Source organism: Paraliobacillus quinghaiensis, from assembly GCF_003426025.1.
Taxonomy (GTDB): Bacteria; Bacillota; Bacilli; order Bacillales; family Amphibacillaceae; genus Paraliobacillus_A; species Paraliobacillus_A quinghaiensis.
Genome location: NZ_QJSH01000025.1, coordinates 1 through 17,973 on the forward strand (window position 1 = coordinate 1; position 17,973 = coordinate 17,973).

Annotated in this window: 14 protein-coding genes; 1 reads left to right on the forward strand and 13 read right to left on the reverse strand. The window is 32.3% G+C overall.

The window, feature by feature from the left end:
* From D2K40_RS13300 to lexA, 5 genes are all read right to left on the reverse strand, one after another.
* Positions 1–588, reverse strand: a 588-nt coding sequence (locus D2K40_RS13300) for a hypothetical protein (RefSeq protein ID WP_162879220.1), incomplete at its 3' end; no start/stop codon positions are given.
* Positions 589–1,088: 500 nt separating this feature from the next.
* Positions 1,089–2,810, reverse strand: coding sequence for a DUF4365 domain-containing protein (locus tag D2K40_RS13305; RefSeq protein ID WP_229666779.1), 1,722 nt, complete (start codon positions 2,808–2,810; stop codon positions 1,089–1,091).
* 510 nt (positions 2,811–3,320) lie between these two features.
* Positions 3,321–3,680, reverse strand: coding sequence for a hypothetical protein (locus D2K40_RS13310; protein ID WP_117156829.1), 360 nt, complete (start codon positions 3,678–3,680; stop codon positions 3,321–3,323).
* A gap of 43 nt (positions 3,681–3,723) precedes the next feature.
* Positions 3,724–4,419 (reverse strand): hypothetical protein, encoded by a 696-nt coding sequence (locus D2K40_RS13315; RefSeq protein WP_117156769.1) that lies wholly within the window; start codon positions 4,417–4,419, stop codon positions 3,724–3,726.
* 150 nt (positions 4,420–4,569) lie between these two features.
* Positions 4,570–7,002: a transcriptional repressor LexA gene (lexA, locus tag D2K40_RS13320; RefSeq protein WP_117156771.1), complete on the reverse strand. Its 2,433-nt coding sequence runs from the start codon at positions 7,000–7,002 to the stop codon at positions 4,570–4,572.
* A gap of 713 nt (positions 7,003–7,715) precedes the next feature.
* Between lexA and D2K40_RS13325 the strand changes: the two genes are divergently transcribed.
* Positions 7,716–9,365: an SIR2 family NAD-dependent protein deacylase gene (locus tag D2K40_RS13325; RefSeq protein ID WP_117156773.1), complete on the forward strand. Its 1,650-nt coding sequence runs from the start codon at positions 7,716–7,718 to the stop codon at positions 9,363–9,365.
* 273 nt (positions 9,366–9,638) lie between these two features.
* Here D2K40_RS13325 and D2K40_RS13330 read toward each other — a convergent pair whose 3' ends face one another.
* The 8 genes from D2K40_RS13330 to D2K40_RS13355 all read right to left on the reverse strand — a co-directional run bounded on the left by D2K40_RS13330 (position 9,639) and on the right by D2K40_RS13355 (position 17,757).
* Positions 9,639–10,127, reverse strand: a complete 489-nt coding sequence (locus tag D2K40_RS13330; protein ID WP_117156775.1) for a hypothetical protein — start codon at positions 10,125–10,127, stop codon at positions 9,639–9,641.
* Positions 10,128–10,629: 502 nt separating this feature from the next.
* Positions 10,630–11,568, reverse strand: coding sequence for a hypothetical protein (locus tag D2K40_RS16560; RefSeq protein WP_205417572.1), 939 nt, complete (start codon positions 11,566–11,568; stop codon positions 10,630–10,632).
* A 131-nt stretch (positions 11,569–11,699) separates the two neighbouring features.
* On the reverse strand, positions 11,700–12,005 hold the full coding sequence (locus D2K40_RS16565) for a hypothetical protein (protein ID WP_205417573.1): 306 nt from the start codon (positions 12,003–12,005) through the stop codon (positions 11,700–11,702).
* Between the two features lie 6 nt (positions 12,006–12,011).
* Complete coding sequence (locus D2K40_RS16570; protein WP_205417574.1) at positions 12,012–12,227, reverse strand: DUF262 domain-containing protein; 216 nt, start codon at positions 12,225–12,227, stop codon at positions 12,012–12,014.
* A 124-nt stretch (positions 12,228–12,351) separates the two neighbouring features.
* Complete coding sequence (locus D2K40_RS13340; RefSeq protein WP_117156777.1) at positions 12,352–14,280, reverse strand: DUF2075 domain-containing protein; 1,929 nt, start codon at positions 14,278–14,280, stop codon at positions 12,352–12,354.
* Positions 14,281–14,311: 31 nt separating this feature from the next.
* Complete coding sequence (locus D2K40_RS13345; protein ID WP_117156779.1) at positions 14,312–14,644, reverse strand: nucleotide pyrophosphohydrolase; 333 nt, start codon at positions 14,642–14,644, stop codon at positions 14,312–14,314.
* 433 nt (positions 14,645–15,077) lie between these two features.
* Positions 15,078–16,409, reverse strand: coding sequence for a DNA methyltransferase (locus tag D2K40_RS13350; RefSeq protein ID WP_117156781.1), 1,332 nt, complete (start codon positions 16,407–16,409; stop codon positions 15,078–15,080).
* A gap of 13 nt (positions 16,410–16,422) precedes the next feature.
* Positions 16,423–17,757 (reverse strand): DNA methyltransferase, encoded by a 1,335-nt coding sequence (locus D2K40_RS13355; RefSeq protein WP_117156783.1) that lies wholly within the window; start codon positions 17,755–17,757, stop codon positions 16,423–16,425.
* Between the last annotated feature and the right edge of the window lie 216 nt (positions 17,758–17,973).

Here is a 17,973-nt window from a genome sequence, read left to right on the forward strand (position 1 = left end):
AGTATTGGCCCGAGAAGGGCCAATACTCCCCAAACTTCCATTCTCCCCCATTACTGGGAAATGGAATGTATAGAGTGGCTCACTTTTGAAGTGATCACTATGGCTCAATTTAATATTGACAAAAACAATTACATGATTTCCTTCAGTAGTTTCATTGTATCTAAATAAAATATATTCTAAAAATGCTTGGTTAATATCAGTAGTAAAATCACTTTCTTTCTCTTGTAATTTGGTGTTTATTAGTTCCTTTTCTGAGTTAAAAGATTGAATAGCCACTTGAATTATAGAATTGAAAACTCCATATGTATAACTTTCAGTACTTAGTTTGTTTGGTTTAATTTTAAATGTAGATTCTCTTAGTGGAACTTTTTGCTCGTCTCTATAGAAACTTTGAATACGAAAAGCAACCTTTCTTTTTTTATTACTTTCGGAGATTATGAAGTTTTCATCTGCTTCAAATGTGAAAAATCCACTATTGATTAAAAGATAGTAAGGTAAAGCAAATTCAGTGAAAATTGTCATTTCAAAATTATTATTTTCTATATAGTTCGTGAAATCATTATCAAGACCAACGTGGGTACGACTCATATCTATTACACCTCTATTTATCTATTCTAATACCTTCTTCAGGTATCTGATATTTAGGAAGAGCTTGACAATGTAGAAGTCCATTTTTATTTTACCATAAATATCCTTCCGCAATAAATGAGTTCCATTTCAATACGGTTCTCACATAACCAAAGACGCATCTCCTATACTGGAAATGCGCCCATTTTAATGGGATAAACTTATTCTCTACTTCTAGAACAGTTACTCAGTATCTTTGTACTGCTCAGTATGTGTCAAATGAGAATAGACGATCAATTAATAAACTCGATCGTCACAAATTACCATTTTAGTTTTTTACAACCTAACCTGCCTTTAGTTCTCCCCTACTTAAAGAGCAGTAAAGCCCTCTTAGGAAATTCAAAAATTCACTACAGATTTTCATAGAAATTGTATATTGGATATCCCATCATCCTTCTTTTTTCATCGTCATCAAGGGTACTAAATATTCTCTGGGCTTTTGCCTTGCTTTGTAATAAGACTTAACATGCAAAACGTAAGCTGCCGTTTGCCTCTTTTTCTGCTCTTTCTTGTATATCTAAAATATTATCTTGTTCTTCATTTGTTAGTTCACGATTTTGCTTGAGTTTAATTAGATAAGTATTAACCTTTGCGATATCGTCTTTGGGTACCTTCGCTAAGTATCGCTGATTTAGGTCGAGAGCAAAGTTTAAATATTCATCCTCATTGGAGATATCATAATAACTTATAAAATCTAAAGAGGCATTTATCGTCTGGCTAGCGCGTATTTCATGGTACCCATCCGTGTAGGATAATCTTACTATCTCAAAATCATAGTTAGCATCCTCTACCATTTCTTCGACATTTTGGGTAATGTAAATACTTACTTTCTGGTAGTCTTCCTCCCAATTATCTGGAATGTTATCATGTATATCATTTTTATTAATATGTTTTTGGTCTGTTTTCGGTATAAATCCACCGATTTTTGATAATGCTTCAGCACCATAAAAATTAACGAACTTGTTATCTAGGTACATTAACTTTACTTTTACATAGTCGGAAAGTTTAATATTGCAGAGCATGGTATTTTCCATTTTTCCATTTTTAAAGAGGTCCAGCAGTTCATATCTTTCATTTTTAAAAATATCAATTATACCATTGAATAAGGATGGTAAATTATCTTCATCGTTAAATATATAATTTTCACTTATCCCAATTTGGTTGCAAATGCCCATTAGCTCTTTAAACCAGTTAATATCTTCTTCAATTCCTTGGACAACATTCTTATGGTCCAATTTTCCATTCAATTGTATAGAACGAAATGGAAGGTTACCGTGTTCAATATAGTAACTTAATAATATCAAAGATTTCAGGTATGAGCCGAGGGTTCTTAATTTTCCAAAATGAAAGTTACCTTTTTTGGTTTCTTTATTAATCTCAAAAGTTAGTGTATCTTCTATAACAACTTTTAATTTTTCTCCTGTCTCACTCAATTTGTAAGAAACATTAATTTCTTCATCGTCGTTCACAATAACAACTTCATTTGTCCCCTTTCTGATTTCCTGTATCCTAGCTACTTCTAAAGGAATTTCAAGATTATCGATGGTCGATCCGTATACATAGGCGGTTTCTTCAAAAAAATTAAAAGTATCTTCTTTAATGTCCACAAAACTTAATTTGTGATTTATTATTTCCATTTCTTTCGATGCTTCGATATAGCGTTTTGGCTGTTTTTCAACCAAATTAATAAAAGTTTTACATTTGGACTCTAAGGTGCCCTTTTCTAACTTTTTAAAAGGAACGGTAATGGAGTTATTCCCACTTGATTCAAGTTGGTATAAAAGGCTTTTCAAGTCTAATGGAGCCAATATCCGATAATACGCTTGTTTTGAGTAGTCTGTTGGATTTATTGTTACTACAAAATACAGGACTCCGTTACCATCTTTATAATATACTTCAATGTATTTCTTATTTATCGAGTGTCTTATTTTTGCTTTCTTATGAATTTTTTTGTAAGTGGTAGTTCCTTTAACTTGTACAGGAATCCTTTTGATGAAATTTAATTTTTCAATCTTTTTTTGACTGTAAACCTCTATTTCACCATCAAAAGAGAGCCCTTTATCATTCCATTGAATATTACTTATTAAATGGAATGGGGGTTGAAGTATTAAGTCGTTTATTTCTAAACACGCTATATGTTCAATAATTGTTGTATCCATTTTTATATCTTTTTTTGCAACCAATAGATTACCTCCTATTACATAGCAATAATAAAAACACACTAAATCAAATCGGTTTCCATACCTTCTCCTTAGAGTTATTTATAAATTTTGTGATTTTACTATAAGACAGTGCGGTGTTCATGACATAAAGATTTGTATTATGGTTTAATTACCTATTTCTCAACTCACCTGAGTTAGTATAATTAGCAAATCTGCATTGAAAATTAATTAATCTACTTAGGTAACTATAATTTCCAACTAGATTTGTATCCATTTTTTGTTTTTATAAATAAGATATTAATTAAAAGAGCCTCAACTACAACTAATACCCAAGCGGCGATAAACCATCCTAGCATTACCCACCTCGTTCATTTTCCTTTTAAAGATCACTGCCCTTTCGCTAAGTGTAGTCTTTCACAAGTCATCTGAAATAGAAGTTATCTATTACGCAGTATAAGTCTACTACGTAATACTAGGATAAATCTATTGTAGGCATAGCATTAAGTGCATTATTCCGTGGTAAAGCGTCTATCATTTTCTGGTACAATCTTTTGCACTCAGTATCTCAGATAATGAAGCATAGCCTACTGCCTGCCCTCTTCCAAACTTTTTATTTAGTAGTTCTTTTGATTCTTGCATTTTACAAAGGAGATTATCATCAACTTCTTTGCCGTAAAAGTAACTCCTTCCCATCTCTGTTCCCTCTTCTACTTGATACCAATTTTTAGGATTATATGCACAGACTATATCTCCGCGATCTACACCAACTACATATTGAATATAATCAAGCCGAGCTTTGTTGATTCTCCAATTTCCTTTGGTAGCCTCATAGTAACTCTTACCTTCTTTGATTGCGTTTTGTATCTTGACCATAAGAATTTCTTGCTTCATCTTCATTCCCCACTTATAAATAATTTCTTTTTTTCCTTTCAGTTCATCTCTCAATATCAATATTAAATAATGGCATTAATTTCCCAATTACAAAGTCCTCTAAATAAAACCTGTTTACAACATCCTCTTCACCATGCAAGTTTATATAGCTATACCCCACATGTTTTACAATTAAATCAGTTGTATTCGGGTATGAGTAAAACAATCGTTCAATTCCTCTGCGAAGCTGATCAGATGTTGACTTCCCTGTATATTTTGGTTGGTTAATTTGTAAGTGTAAGCCTATTCTTTTTAATATACAGTCAGCACTTTTTCCAACGTATAGTGGAATATGGTTTTTGTACTTTTCAAGCCAACTGTCACTAATCTCAATCTCAATTTGTTGGTACTCATCTGATCCACCTTGATATGTTATTTTTTTACCTTGTAATGTAAATTTTAGAGAACCCTTTTGCTCATGAAATGGTTCACGACTATCAGTTGAATTATTCAGCCACCAAAACACATATATACCACCTTTGTTTGCACCAGTTGGCAATGATGAATCATTTAAGTTCTTCATTTTCCAACCAGAAGGATAGCTCTTGTGAAGTTCTCCATTCTTTCTAGTAATTGTTTTCACTAAATCAGTAATTGGTTGTGGTTCTGTTAATTCGAGTCTGTTAAATAAATGTTCTATATCCTTCGTTAATGATGGCATTTTTTTCACCTTTGGATTCCTTAGTTTTTTTGTAGTCACAACACTTATCTCTTATCAAAGCGTAAATGTTAGGAGGCTGATATTCATTCATTATTATCCAAACCCCTTCTTGAAGATTGCTTCCCAGTTAAGGAATTATATCGCAATTTGGAGTACAATTTTCACCTAAAATTGTACTCCAAATGACATCTACCCCTTCAAAACCCCAATCACCTTCCCATTAATCACAACATCACTCGGGACCATTTGGATCGGCTCATAATTCACATTTTCTGAAATCAACAACACTGTCCCACCCATTGGCATGTACTTTTTCATCGTTGCTTCTTGACCGATCAGAGCGATTACAATATCTCCATTCGCTGCCGTTGTTTGACGGTGTACAATGACAATATCACCTTTATCAATTCCAGCATCTATCATACTGTCACCTTTCACTTTTAGCGCAAAGGTTTGATTCTCTTGAATGATCCAATCATTTGGTAGTAACACACTTTCCTCAAAATGTTGAATGGCCTCGGTTGGTATACCTGCTGCTACATCGCCAATTAGCGGTATATGTCGATCAACCTCTTGATTGACAACTAATTCCGTTGTTGGATCTATGATTTCAATATTGGACTCATCCTCTATATCTTGCGCATAACGATAGGTACGATTATGTCGTAAGTCTTCATATGTTCGAATATACTTTGTTTCTGGTAAAAACTGCGGCTGACAAGGTGGTACATCATTAACTAGCTCCCCATTTCGATTAATGATCTGTACCACTAATCCATCAGTCACAATACCGTATTGCACTTTAGGTTCTGCTTGCATATACGTTTTAAGCTGTGGCAATCCTTCTTCAATACCTAAACCAAACGCTTTTACCTCAGCAAAAATATATGGCATCTTCTCACCATTCACTTCTATCGTAACTGCGATATCGACATAGCCTCGTTTAGAAAATTGCTGCACTGGATACTCTAGCGTTATTAATTCTAAAGGATAGCCAAACGATTCTACCAATTCCCTTAACAACCACTGGCGCACAACTTCTTCTTTTGCATTTAAATCAACCAACTGATTGGTAAGTTGATAGTCTTGAATGGTAATAGATTGAAACGGTCGAATAGCTGAATCACGCATCAAACGAATCAAGCGATTGTCTATTTCCTTAATAAAAAAGGACGGTTTCTTAACAGAAGACATATACAATAGATCATTCGCACGTGTCATCCCAACATATAGCAGCTTACGTTCTTCAGAAAATAACATTTCTTCATCGTCCACGTCCATTTGTGATACGTTTGGAATCACTTCATCATCTAAATTGATTAAAAAGATAACTTTGAATTCTAGCCCTTTTATCGAATGCATGGTTATCAGTTTTAGAGAATCATCACCAAACTTTGGCTCTTTTGTTTTCAATATTTGACATGGAATACCCGCATTCTCCAGACTCGTTGCAGCACTTTCCATTATCCTTTTTTCTCTTGCAACCAAACAGATATCACGATAATCATAGTCATTATGTAATGCCTCTATCTCATTAATCAGGTAATCTGTTTGTTCGCTATTACTCTTAAAAAATCGGTAAATAGGCGGATGACCATGCCGATCAATTAAGGCCGGCTTCACAAAATCAACATTCCCTTTGATTTGTTCATCATGTTCAATCAGACCATATGCTGCTTTGGAGATCTCTGTAGTTGTTCGGTAATTTTTTGATAAAGTACGCGCTTTCCCACTCATATCATACCCAATCGTTGTATAAGGTCGCCCTTTCCCAAACCATGAATGCGAATAAATGCTCTGCGTATTGTCAGCGACAAACATAATCGAAGAATAACTTTTATCTTGATAGATACTTTTCAAAAATTTCAACTGCACTTTAGTCAGATCCTGGCTCTCATCAATGATGATATGTGTATATTTCGAGTGTTTTGGTTCTAACGCTTCAGTAAGTGCCAGTTGATTCATCGTCTTGAAATCTACCATACGTTCAGCAAGTAAAAGCTTATCATAGGTTTCTTTCAATTGGTAAATGGCAGCACGCGTCTTTGAGTTTTTGGTTAACTTTTGTGGTGTACCTTTTCCACCACTAGCTTGACCAATCCGATCTACTTCCTGATAACTTGCTTCATCTGGAATATCACAAGACTTAATCCAGCCAATTTCTTCTAATAAAAAATTGCTGTACTTAGGAGATAATAGTTTAACGTCTTGATATTTCTCTCGCGTTAAATGTATTGCCTTCTGAATAGTGTTACGTTTCAATACTGGACTCGCAATATTGTAGTTCACATTATGCCGTGCTTGATACTTTTTGAAAAAAGCATACATTAAGCTATCGATATTTCGAATCACTACCTCACTAGTGGAACCAAACCAACTTTCTATATCACCTTTTTCTTCATCTTCTAGCTTTTCATATTGATATTGGATATATTTTAATAGTGTTTTGTTAAAAGTAACGAGAAGAATTTTATCATCTTCTTCATGACTATAATGATCTTGTAAGAAGGCTATCCGTCGAATAGCAACCGTTGTTTTCCCTGAACCAGCAACACCTTTAATTAATACGTGTCCAGATGGTTCCAATTCCACAATCTTTCGTTGCTCAATGTTTAATCTCATGCCGCTTCCCCTCCCACCAGTTTTGGTAAAAACTCAATTTTGATAATGGATTGAGTGTATAATCTTGTTTTTAGTATATTAATTTCTATTATACTTGCATTTTACCATATTTCGACAAGGAATGGTTTGATTGATGGAAATAGTGGTGGGATAAGGTGAGATAAAAATAAGTAGGTAAAGTTTTTAACCTTCTGCTACTTATTTAGACTCTTCTAAAAAACTACTATTGATGTTGCGGTTCAACGTGATGGTAAATATGGTAAAAACGAACTCAAATTAATCAAATTAGGGTGGCGATCGGTTATGACCGCTACCCTGTCAATTCTACTAGTTGAGTTTAAAGTAATATTTATGCATCAACAGACTACAACACGTCCATTTAATTAGATTTGTAATACAAAATAGGTCTTTTAATTCCAATGTTTCTAGAAAATCTGTGCAATGTGCAGTATTTATCAAATATACCGATGGAGGTAGAGCGTGATATATAATTAGAATCTATTGTTTTTACTGTGCACACATTTACTGGTAAAATATAAATCAAAATAGAAGAAAGGTGTAATTTTTATTCTTTTCATTGATTAAGTTTATAATTATTTCATTTAAAAAATTATTAATAAGTTTTTAATAAATACGTAGAAAGAAATTAAAAGAATAAGCTAGTTAGTGTGTTAAAGTAAGATATACATAATTATTTTTTGAGGAGGCTAAATATGATAGATATTCCTAAACTACTAGTGAGACAAATTATTTCTGGTTCAGTTATCCCTTTCATTGGCGCGGGTTTTAGCCGTTACTATGGTTATCCAAGTTGGTCTGAACTACTTGACCAAGTTTCAGAAAAACTGGATGCTAATGATTTATCTTATGAAGATATATCAACTAGTGATCCACTTCAATTAGCCCAATCTCTTTTACACCTCTATAAAGAACAAAATTATCTTAATTGCAAAGAAAATTTAATTAAAGAGCTTGAATTAGATGGCGCATTGAATGACAAAAACGAATTAAACGAGCTACTAAACGAAATTTTAGAAGCCGAGATTCAAAAAAGGCTTGAAAAAGAATTTTCGGAGATTGTCCTAAATGAGGTTAAAATTAGTGAAGAACGTCAAGAACATGAAGCAATTAAAAAGTTAGAGAAGCTAAGCAATTTAAATATTTCTAATGTCTTGACTACTAATTACGATCACGTTCTAGAAAATTTATTTATTAACCATAAAATTCTATCCCCAGGGACTGGAAAAGAACTAAATTGGAACGAAAATGAGAAATCAATAATTAAGATACATGGCGACATAGAATCACCTGAGGGTACAATTTTTACCCACTCACAATTTTACCGATTTATGCATGAATTTGGTTACTTTAGAAGTAAACTGTATACTTTGTTTTCTAGTAATATTATTTTAATGATGGGATATGGTTTTAACGATCTAACAATACATCAAACCTATTTTCAGTTTATTAGAGATTATAGAGAGCAACTACCTACTAACAAGTTTTATATGGTATTAACTGAATTTGATAAAACAAAATGGAATTCATATTACGATTATTATGTTAGATTTTTAGAGTCATATAACATTACAGTAATTGAAACAAAAGATCTACCTACATTTGCGGAAAACTTGGTTGAAAGTGTTGAAATTGAAAGATCAAGTAATAGTTTATCAACATTGTTTGAATACCATTCTTCAAATTCGGAACAATATTCAAAAGCACTAACGAGCGCTATAGATAATGGCTCAAATGGATATATACCTAATGATCTCAGAACAAATAAAGATGTTTTAGAAGCCCTTATTAAAATCTTTAGAGGCCCTTATATGTTAAATGAAGCTCCGTTCAATAAATCGATAGAAGGTTCTACACTCGATTCACAAATAGGTGTAAATATTCTAGATTATACAATCAAGTTAGTAAATGATTACCCTGAAATAGGCGAAACTGATGAATTTAATAGTCTTTCTAAGTTATCCTTAGAGTTTGCAAGCCAAACAGGTGATTTCTTTGGTGTTGAGCTTCGCTTATCAAGATTCCTAGATTTAGTAGATCTAAATTATGAAAAATATCTAACTTACGATGAAGTTGTTGGAAAAGCTATGTTCGAGATATTTGACTTTTGTCACCCAACGAAATATCTGAAGTCAAATCCAGGGGGAAAGTTTATACAAAATAATCTTAGAAAATTTCCTGCATACTATATCTACAATTATTTAAAAAAGAATGAGAAAGAATATCCATTTATAGACCAGATTAATCAGTTTTGGATTAAGCAGATAAAAAGTGAATTTGAAGAAAACTATGAATTGCATGAAATGGCAACTAAACTATTAAAAAAGTTGGAAGCTGACGTGTGATTCAATAAGGATTTAACTTAACGAGAGTTTAAGGATAGATATTAAATATTTAAAGTTAATATACAATCCTAGTTGACTAAGATAACAAAAGGTATAGTAGTCCAAAATATATGATCCCACTTTTTAAAGGATTAGGTCGGACCATTTTAAACTATTTAATTGTTTATGATAAATAAAATAAAGCATGTGAAAATTAAAAACAAATATTAAAAAGTACAAACGGGACAGGTTTGGTGTTTGAGATTCCTTATTCGAGGCGCCTGTCCCTCCCTTCTATATAAACTCCCGATATTCTTTTATTACTTCTGGAATACCCGTATTTAACTCATCTTTATCATATGGCAGTTTTAATTCTTTTCTCAGTTGATTGTAACCCCTCACAACTGACTTAACTAGTTCCTCAGTGTATTTCTTATCAAAACTCCCAAACTGCGATGCATAGTTCACCCATGCTTCCATTAAATCATTAAAGCAATAACCTGATCTATCCATAATCAATTTTTCCATAAACTCTTTCTTCTGATATCCTATGTCTCCTATATCACCAAGCATTAATTTCCTTTTTGACAAAGAAAAGTCTTTAACAATTGATATCCTTAGGCAAATTAAACTGTATAAAGGTGCATATAAAATTGTTAGCTGATTCCTTTTGAGCTCTTTTTTCTCTTTAATAGGTGTAACAATAAAATGATTTAATACGGCAACGAATAATGCAACTGTTGCGGATATTATCGCACTTAATAAAGATGTATCAATATTCATAAATCATCCACCTCTGCTAGAATAATTACTATTATTCTAACATAAGGGACTTAATTTTTAGCTAAATTATTTAAATTGAATCACTTTATATTGACATTTTCCTTTATCACCATACCAAAAATAAAACACCTGAATATAATCATAAGTAGTTCCGTTTCGGTGGAGAAAAACCAAAATAATAAGTGAAATAGAGAGCAAAATCGCATTGATTTTAGTACTCTGTTTTTTTATTGTTATATCAACGTTTCGTTTGGATTTTCACCTTAAATAACATAGCAATTCGCATCCAAAATATCATAATGACAATAGCTATTGACACGATTTTTTTGGCAAGCTATTTCGCCCCTTAATTGATAGAAATCCCTGTTACATCAAAGAAAAAATAGCATACCAATTGATATGCTATTTAACGTGTTATTTGTAAGTTTCTCCACAGTATCGGAACTACTTAATATAATCAGATGTTATCTTTATATCTTCTTAAGATCATCTATATAATCAATTATACTAATAGCCTTTTTTCCAATTCCTTACTAACAATTTCCGCCCTCTTTTGAAAGAAGAGATCATAATCATCATTCCAGATACCAAATACATCAATATCATCAATTAAATGAGTTCGCATTGTCTTTTCTAAGTTTTCATTCTGTTCTATAAAATTTTTCATATAAACAGACGGGGCTTTCGCCTTAATTTTCCGTTTGTTTAAAAAATCATCAACAATTGTGATATTTAAAATATGATTTATGTAAAATTCATCTTCACCTTTTCTCTTTAGAAAAGCCCGTGGAAAAAAGTGATGATAATTTTTACTGTTTGCCTGCTTTAACCAGCCATTATTAATCCGTACAATAGAATGATCATTGAATGACTTTGGCTCCTGATAAGCATACAGGCAAAGAATTGACTTTTTATAGCTTCGGTTTGCACTAAACAAGCCATTTTCAATAATAGAGTCAGGTGTAACATCTACATGATAGTCGTATTTAGGCTGCTCACCACCCAAGATTCTATCTATACGTCGTTTATCCTGCGCCAATTTAGTTTCAACTGCAGATGAATAGCGTTCTGATAAAGCTGTTCGCCAGAAAAAACTTTCCAGACGATTTTTCATTTCAGTCTCTGGTTTATCGGGATGATGATAGAAAAAATAAGCAAAAGGTACAACTAACGAGTTGTACGGCAAAATCCTTGAAACGGGGATTCGATAATAATTTCGAAAATAGTCAACTGTTCGTTCAACGGCATCGACTACTTCATCCCACATATCAATAAACTTTTGACGATCCAACTTTAATATATGTTTTTTCGCACATTCACCCCTTTGCAATAAAGCAATGGTCTGCAAAAAGACTATAGCTGGTATAGTATCATACCCGACTTCTTCTAACTTGTCCTTTACTTCTTCATATCTCTCAGATAAATCAAAATTACGCTTCACATCAAAGGTTTTCGCCACCATAATTTCAAAAACCGAGAGATCCTTACCGCCAACATTTAATCTTGTAAAAACTTCGGTTGCTACATCAATTGACGCATCACGTAATAGAATCGTAGAAAAACGATAAGTGTTTAAACGATTTTTATAATTCTCAAGCCTGAATAACTGCTTTTTGGATAATCAGCTAGTATTGAAATACCACCAAATAGTAAGTCATTTAATTTAATAATTTCATGATGATCACGGTCGGTTATACTTGTGATAATAATAGAATCATCTTTATCAGCTACCAAGTCTACATACATATCTTCAAAATGATCACTTTTTTTCTTATCACGTTTAACTGTAAGTCCCTTTAAGCTTGCAAAAAGACTAGTCATTCTCTGCTGACCGTCCAGAACATACTGAACTTTAGCTCCATCAGGCGTTTCCGGCAAATACGCTCATCCTATATTTCGAATCGAACGGAGCCTCTCATCTGTTTCCCATACTATAAAAGTTCCGATAGGGTATCCTTTAATAATACTGTCTAGAAGCTTTGCAGACTGTTCCTTTGACCATACAAAATCACGTTGAAACTGTGGAATCTTAATAATGCCCTTATCGATATCATGTATAAGTGTTGAGAATGTTATTGATTGCGGATCCGGTTGATACATAGTATACCTCCGACTATTAAATTTGTTCTTTATAATCTTTATTCTTTTCACCTGACCACCTTAATCGAATATTACTCAATTTAACGAAGGAGTTAGGCTTTCATTTATTTATTCTTCTTAACTACTAATACCCATTCTTATTTTCTGCTACTTTAGATTCACCTGTAGCTTGATTGTATTTATGTTCCTTCTGTAACCTTTCAAGGAAATACTTTTCTAACTCTTTATCTGTGCAATAAATGTAACAACCTTTTTGTCCTCTAGTCATTAGAGTTCGATAAGTGTTTCTAATAATTAGATCGGCCAACTTTTTAGCTTCTTCTGGCTTTTCTTTCAACATTTTCTTAATGCCTTTAAGGGACTGATCAGATTTTGCTCTTTTTGTAAGATCCGTTATTACTTGTCCGTTTTCAACTCGCAAATCATTACCAATAATGACTCCGACATAGTCAAACTCCAGTCCCTGACAAGTATGAATACAACCAGCTTCGTGAATAGATTTCTTATCAATTGCCCAAGTGTCCGTATTATTTAAGTTCCAACTTATTCCGAAATCATATTCTTCTATCTTAATATCATGATAATTTGATTTTGCTCTATTATCTTTTGGCCATTCCCAACAGTAACCTGAAACAATACGAGCTTTATTACTTTTATCATTCTTCTTCTCAATAGCAGCTTTCATTTCATGCGGATTAGAGTATACTCTGAAATCATAGTCTAATCCCATGTCATAGGCATTCGCGGTTTGTCTAATTCTAAGAACATCATCTAACCAAGCAATATACCCATCAGAACCATCACATCTAAATTGAGATGCTAAGAAACCTGTAGTAATTTCTGCATCATACATTTCTACATACTGCTTTATCATCTCAACATTACCAATATCTTTAAGAGTCACACGTTGATTCTCGTCAATAAAAAAGATGGACATCTTAGAGGAATGGATGATTTCCTTTATTTGATTCTCACCTAAATTCTGAAACATTCCTGATTTTGCGTTCAATCGGTGTGCTTCATCTGCTATTAAAACATCAAATTCATTCAGGTCTGTCTCTGTGAAGGTACCAGAACCTTTAAATAGATTATCAATTCTCCCTTTTTTAAAGTCACCTTTTAACTTGGTTGCGTACACATTTCTCGGGGCAGAATTTTTAGTTATATATTGACAAGTAAGTGACTGATTAGTAAGTGCTACTAATAGGTTAATTGCTAATACTGATTTCCCTGTACCAGGACCACCTTCAATAATCATTACTTGCTTTTTCTCAGTTTCAACAGCTTTTTGCGCAAACTGAAGAGCTGTTTCATAGACTACTTTTTGTTCATCGATCATTATAAATTCTTGGTTTCCTTGAAGCATTAGAGAAAGGGAATCTTGTAGAGATTTAGATGGTCTTATTCGCCCCTGTTCAATCTGATACAGTATTTCATTTTTGTCTCCATACTTAATGTGTTTCTTAATAAATGTTCTTAGACGTTCCACTTCACCTTTTAAATACACAGGTGCTAAATCTAAATAATGATCATAAATAGGATCAGTTAATTGATCTTCTTCTTGTTTTCTATAATTATGTAAATAAGCACATGGCTTCAACTGAATATGTTGCTCTTGAACATTCTCATTGTAATCTTCAATTAATGCTGCATATGACCAAGCTTGATATGAAGGATGGGCAACTTCACGTAAACCACGATTAATTGCTGTCTTTACAATGGCTTCTTTACCTTCAACTTTCTCAACCTCAGACCATTGTTTTAATTCAACAATTACAACCGTATCTTGTTCTTGATCATGTCCAGATAATAAAAAGTCAACTCGCTTTGATGTATTTGGAATACTATACTCAATAGCAACACCAGCATCATCAGGTATACTAGAATCGTTTAAAACCCGATACATATGAAGCATTGAATTATCCCATGACCTGATTTCTGATTCACTAGTCCTTCCTAACTTCAATTGAAATTGTTGCATTATGTGCGTAACAATTTCATCCTGATCAACATGGTTCAAAAAGTCCTTTTTACTAGCTTCATAGACAATCATGTTTTACTTCCTCCCCACTACCTTCTGTTCCTTATTTCAGTTTGTTATATTTTTCATTTGAATCATATGCTTTATTGATAGGATATTTCTCTTCATTCTTTGCTAGCTTTTTTCTTATAATCTCTTCTAAATTTAAATTTAGTTCATCAGCAAATAAAATGCTATAGATGAGAACATCTGCTAACTCATCCTGTATATTATCAAAATTCTTTTCAACAGCTTCTTTACTGCCTATCCATTGAAAGTTCTCAAGTAACTCACTAGCTTCTAAATTCAATGAAAGCGCTAAATCTTTAGCGTTGTGGAATCGTTTCCAGTTTCGATCATCACGGAATCTCTTAACTTCTTCTATAAGTTCTAACATGTAGATACCTCTTTTGCTAGTATATTTAAGGATTAGTCTAATTTTATGATTAGTTTTCATATACAAATAACCGGATTCTTTTTATGATCTGGCTGATAAGAAACTTTTATATTCTGAATTGCAAAATATATTTAGCTGAAAAATACATTATAAAATGTATTCATTTTGCTTTGATCCAACATTAATCTGCAAGAAAATACCCCAATAACAGAACGCATGTTTCAATTATCAGTTAATAGGAAAAGTTTTAGAATAATCTCACACATAGTCACTAGGGACGTTTTTAAAATATTTTGCAAATGGTAAATCATATTACCATCTAAATATACCTGGTACTTCCTATAGCCATAGTCTATATCAAGTACCAGGATCCTAAAGTATAGAGCCCTACAGATTAAAACATAAGCGTGGTAGTATCGTATCTTATTACAAATTAATCTTCCTTATTTAAAACTATCATCCAGTCTTTATTAATAATTCCACCTCTTCCATTTCTCGGAAATACTAGGTGTCTATCTTTTATAACATAACTAAATTTCTTCTCTAACTTAAATCCGAACTCTTCAGCTATATCTATGAGGTATTCATTGATTGGGATCTCAAAATTTAAGACAGTATTATTTCCAACTACTATTACATATTTACCATTTTTCTTTAAATGATTAGCTACGCTTTTAATATTGTTTCTCATACCTTCAAAAAATTTATAGATTATATAGGATTTTTTATTATTAATCTTGAATATCTCTTCTAACTGCTTATCTAACTCTTTATGTCCAAATTTTTGTTTCTGCTTATATTGATCTGCATAATATCTATCAGTACCAATATAGTTTTTCCTATGTTCATTAATTTCCTTATCAGCAAAATAACCTAACCACTGATATTCAAGCTTAAATACAGCAGGATATTCGACGGCAGTTACGTATGGAGGGGAGGTGATGGCTAAGTCAATCTTTTCTCTTCCCCATAATTCAGATAAAGTATCGGTTAAATCAAAATTATCGGCACTTCCCTCTACTACTCTTGCAAAGGAATCTTTTTCTAACATTTCATTATAAAAATGGGTCATACCCTGAAGATATTGATTGAATCGTCTATCAAACATATCAAAAACGTTAGCAGGGGGACGTCTGAATCGGGAAGATATATATGTTTTTTGTGACCTATATTCAGCATTAGAACATTTTCTTATTATTGCAGAAAATGTTCCTAAAAAAAAGTCTCTAATATCATCATTTTCGATTTGGTTAATATAGAACTTAAACCTAGAAAGATTATAAATTGATTCTTCAGTAAACCACTTAGAAATGTTAGGCGTTTCCGGTATTACCTCTTCCTTAAGGTTTGGATCATTATTAATAGCTATTAGCAATCGGGAATACTGTTCACTTAAAAGTTTAGGATTTATAGGCGTTGTTTTAACCTTTGAAATAAGTCTTGCTATAGGATTTACATCCAATCCTATGCCATTTCTATTATAAACCATACTTTCGATTGCAGTTGTACCAGAACCTAAAAACGGATCAAGTACAATGTCCCCTTCATTAGAGAATTGCTCAATTGCCCATCTAGGGACCTGGGGTATATATTTAGATGGGTATTTATGCATTATATGTGTGTAATCAGTAACTTTTTTTTCCATGATACTAAAAGTATCATAGTCTTTAATAAACTCATTCTCTGGTAAATTAAAACACTCTATTACTTCTTCCACATTACTATTTGTTTGTTCTTTATCTTTTCCATTGTTTAATACTTTCATGTGGTCTAACCTCCTACTTCCTTAAAAATATTATACTTTCTCTCATATATTTTAATAACTCAGGTTGTTTTTTCATTTCTGGTGAAGAGCTATTCACCTTACGGCAAACCCCTATTTTATCAACCTTAAAACCTAATTGATTTGCAATATTTGCAAGCATTAAATCTGTTGGAACGATAAATCCCTTGTAAGCAGAATTACCAACTACGATTGCAACATTACCGTTATCATTAAGCAGGTTATAAAAGTTTTTTAATACTAAAGTCATATCATCAAAATATCCTCTGATCATTCGAGGTATTTTATTATCCCATAAATCAAATCTATCAATCTCATTAGTGATCCAATTAATTAACTCATATTCATGTTCCATTTTGGGGTTAACAGATCCATTGACATGTGACCTTATTGCCATATTTCTTAAGGTTCTAAAATCTTTATACTCCTTAACAAAATCCCCCATCCACAGTTCCATTTTGTAAACAGCGCAATAATCAAAACAGTTGGCATATGGAGGGGATGTAATAATATGGTCAATTTTCTCTCCACTTATATAATCTGGTGAAGAACTATTTATAAATGTATCATGATATATTTTATTTGTAGTGTTCTTAAAAGAAAACAACTCTTTATTTTGCCTCAAGTCACTTAATATATTTCTGATTGATTTTAAAAATTCTTCTTCTACATCACCTGGTTTAGGACTTTTAACATATTTTATCCCATTACCATCTTTTCTCATATTAGATACCAATTCAATTATAGATAAATATGCTACTTTTAAAGGATAGTAAGCTTTTTTATCAGCAAACTTTTCGATATACTTTTTTAGTTTAAGCAGATCCATCAATTGTTTTTCGTTAAATATCTTATCTATTATTGATAGACCTGGCTTCTCTGCGGTTTCTTCTAACTTGTTGATCTTTAGGTTTAAAATTATGTCATCTAGTAATTTGATATCACTCTCTTCATAATTCTGCATTTTTGACTCAGCAATAAAGGTAGATATTGGACTAACGTCAAATCCAAAAGTATTTAAGTTTAATTTTTTCCCAGTAAACAGAGTAGTGCCGCTCCCAGAGAAGGGATCTAATAAATTTTGCTCCTCCTTATACTGAAACTCTTCAAGTAGTTTATTTACCAACTTTGAAGAATATCCTTCTTTATAATAAAACCAATTATGAAATGGTTCACTTCTATTAGTAGAGAAGTTTACCAAATCTTTGTAATCTGGCATATCTTCAACTAAAAACTGATTTTGAAGATCCTCCAGATATTTTGCAAGTAATTGATATGGGTTATTTGATCCTATTAAATCAACATTATTATTCGGTTTCGGTTCATTCATAATATCGCCTACTCTCCCTAAAACATACGTTCTTATAATAGCTATTATATCACTATAGTGAGTGCTTTACTAGTTAATTACACTTAATTTGTCGAAATACGTAACAATTATTATATCATATATGTGTTTTATATTTTGTTTAAAAAATAAAATTAAACCTATTGCTTGAGTGGTAAATATTATGTAATATGGTGGTGGTATATACAATTGGAATAA

Bases quoted from the DNA above. Each gene is read 5' to 3' on its own strand.
- D2K40_RS16570 (WP_205417574.1), bottom strand. From the start codon at position 12,227: ATGTATCAACCGGATCCGCAATCAATAACATTCTCAACACTTATACAT.
- D2K40_RS13330 (WP_117156775.1), bottom strand. From the start codon at position 10,127: ATGAATATTGATACATCTTTATTAAGTGCGATAATATCCGCAACAGTT.
- D2K40_RS13355 (WP_117156783.1), bottom strand. From the start codon at position 17,757: ATGAATGAACCGAAACCGAATAATAATGTTGATTTAATAGGATCAAAT.
- lexA (WP_117156771.1), bottom strand. From the start codon at position 7,002: ATGAGATTAAACATTGAGCAACGAAAGATTGTGGAATTGGAACCATCT.
- D2K40_RS13340 (WP_117156777.1), bottom strand. From the start codon at position 14,280: ATGATTGTCTATGAAGCTAGTAAAAAGGACTTTTTGAACCATGTTGAT.
- D2K40_RS13345 (WP_117156779.1), bottom strand. From the start codon at position 14,644: ATGTTAGAACTTATAGAAGAAGTTAAGAGATTCCGTGATGATCGAAAC.
- D2K40_RS13325 (WP_117156773.1), top strand. From the start codon at position 7,716: ATGATAGATATTCCTAAACTACTAGTGAGACAAATTATTTCTGGTTCA.
- D2K40_RS13310 (WP_117156829.1), bottom strand. From the start codon at position 3,680: ATGAAGCAAGAAATTCTTATGGTCAAGATACAAAACGCAATCAAAGAA.
- D2K40_RS13350 (WP_117156781.1), bottom strand. From the start codon at position 16,409: ATGAAAGTATTAAACAATGGAAAAGATAAAGAACAAACAAATAGTAAT.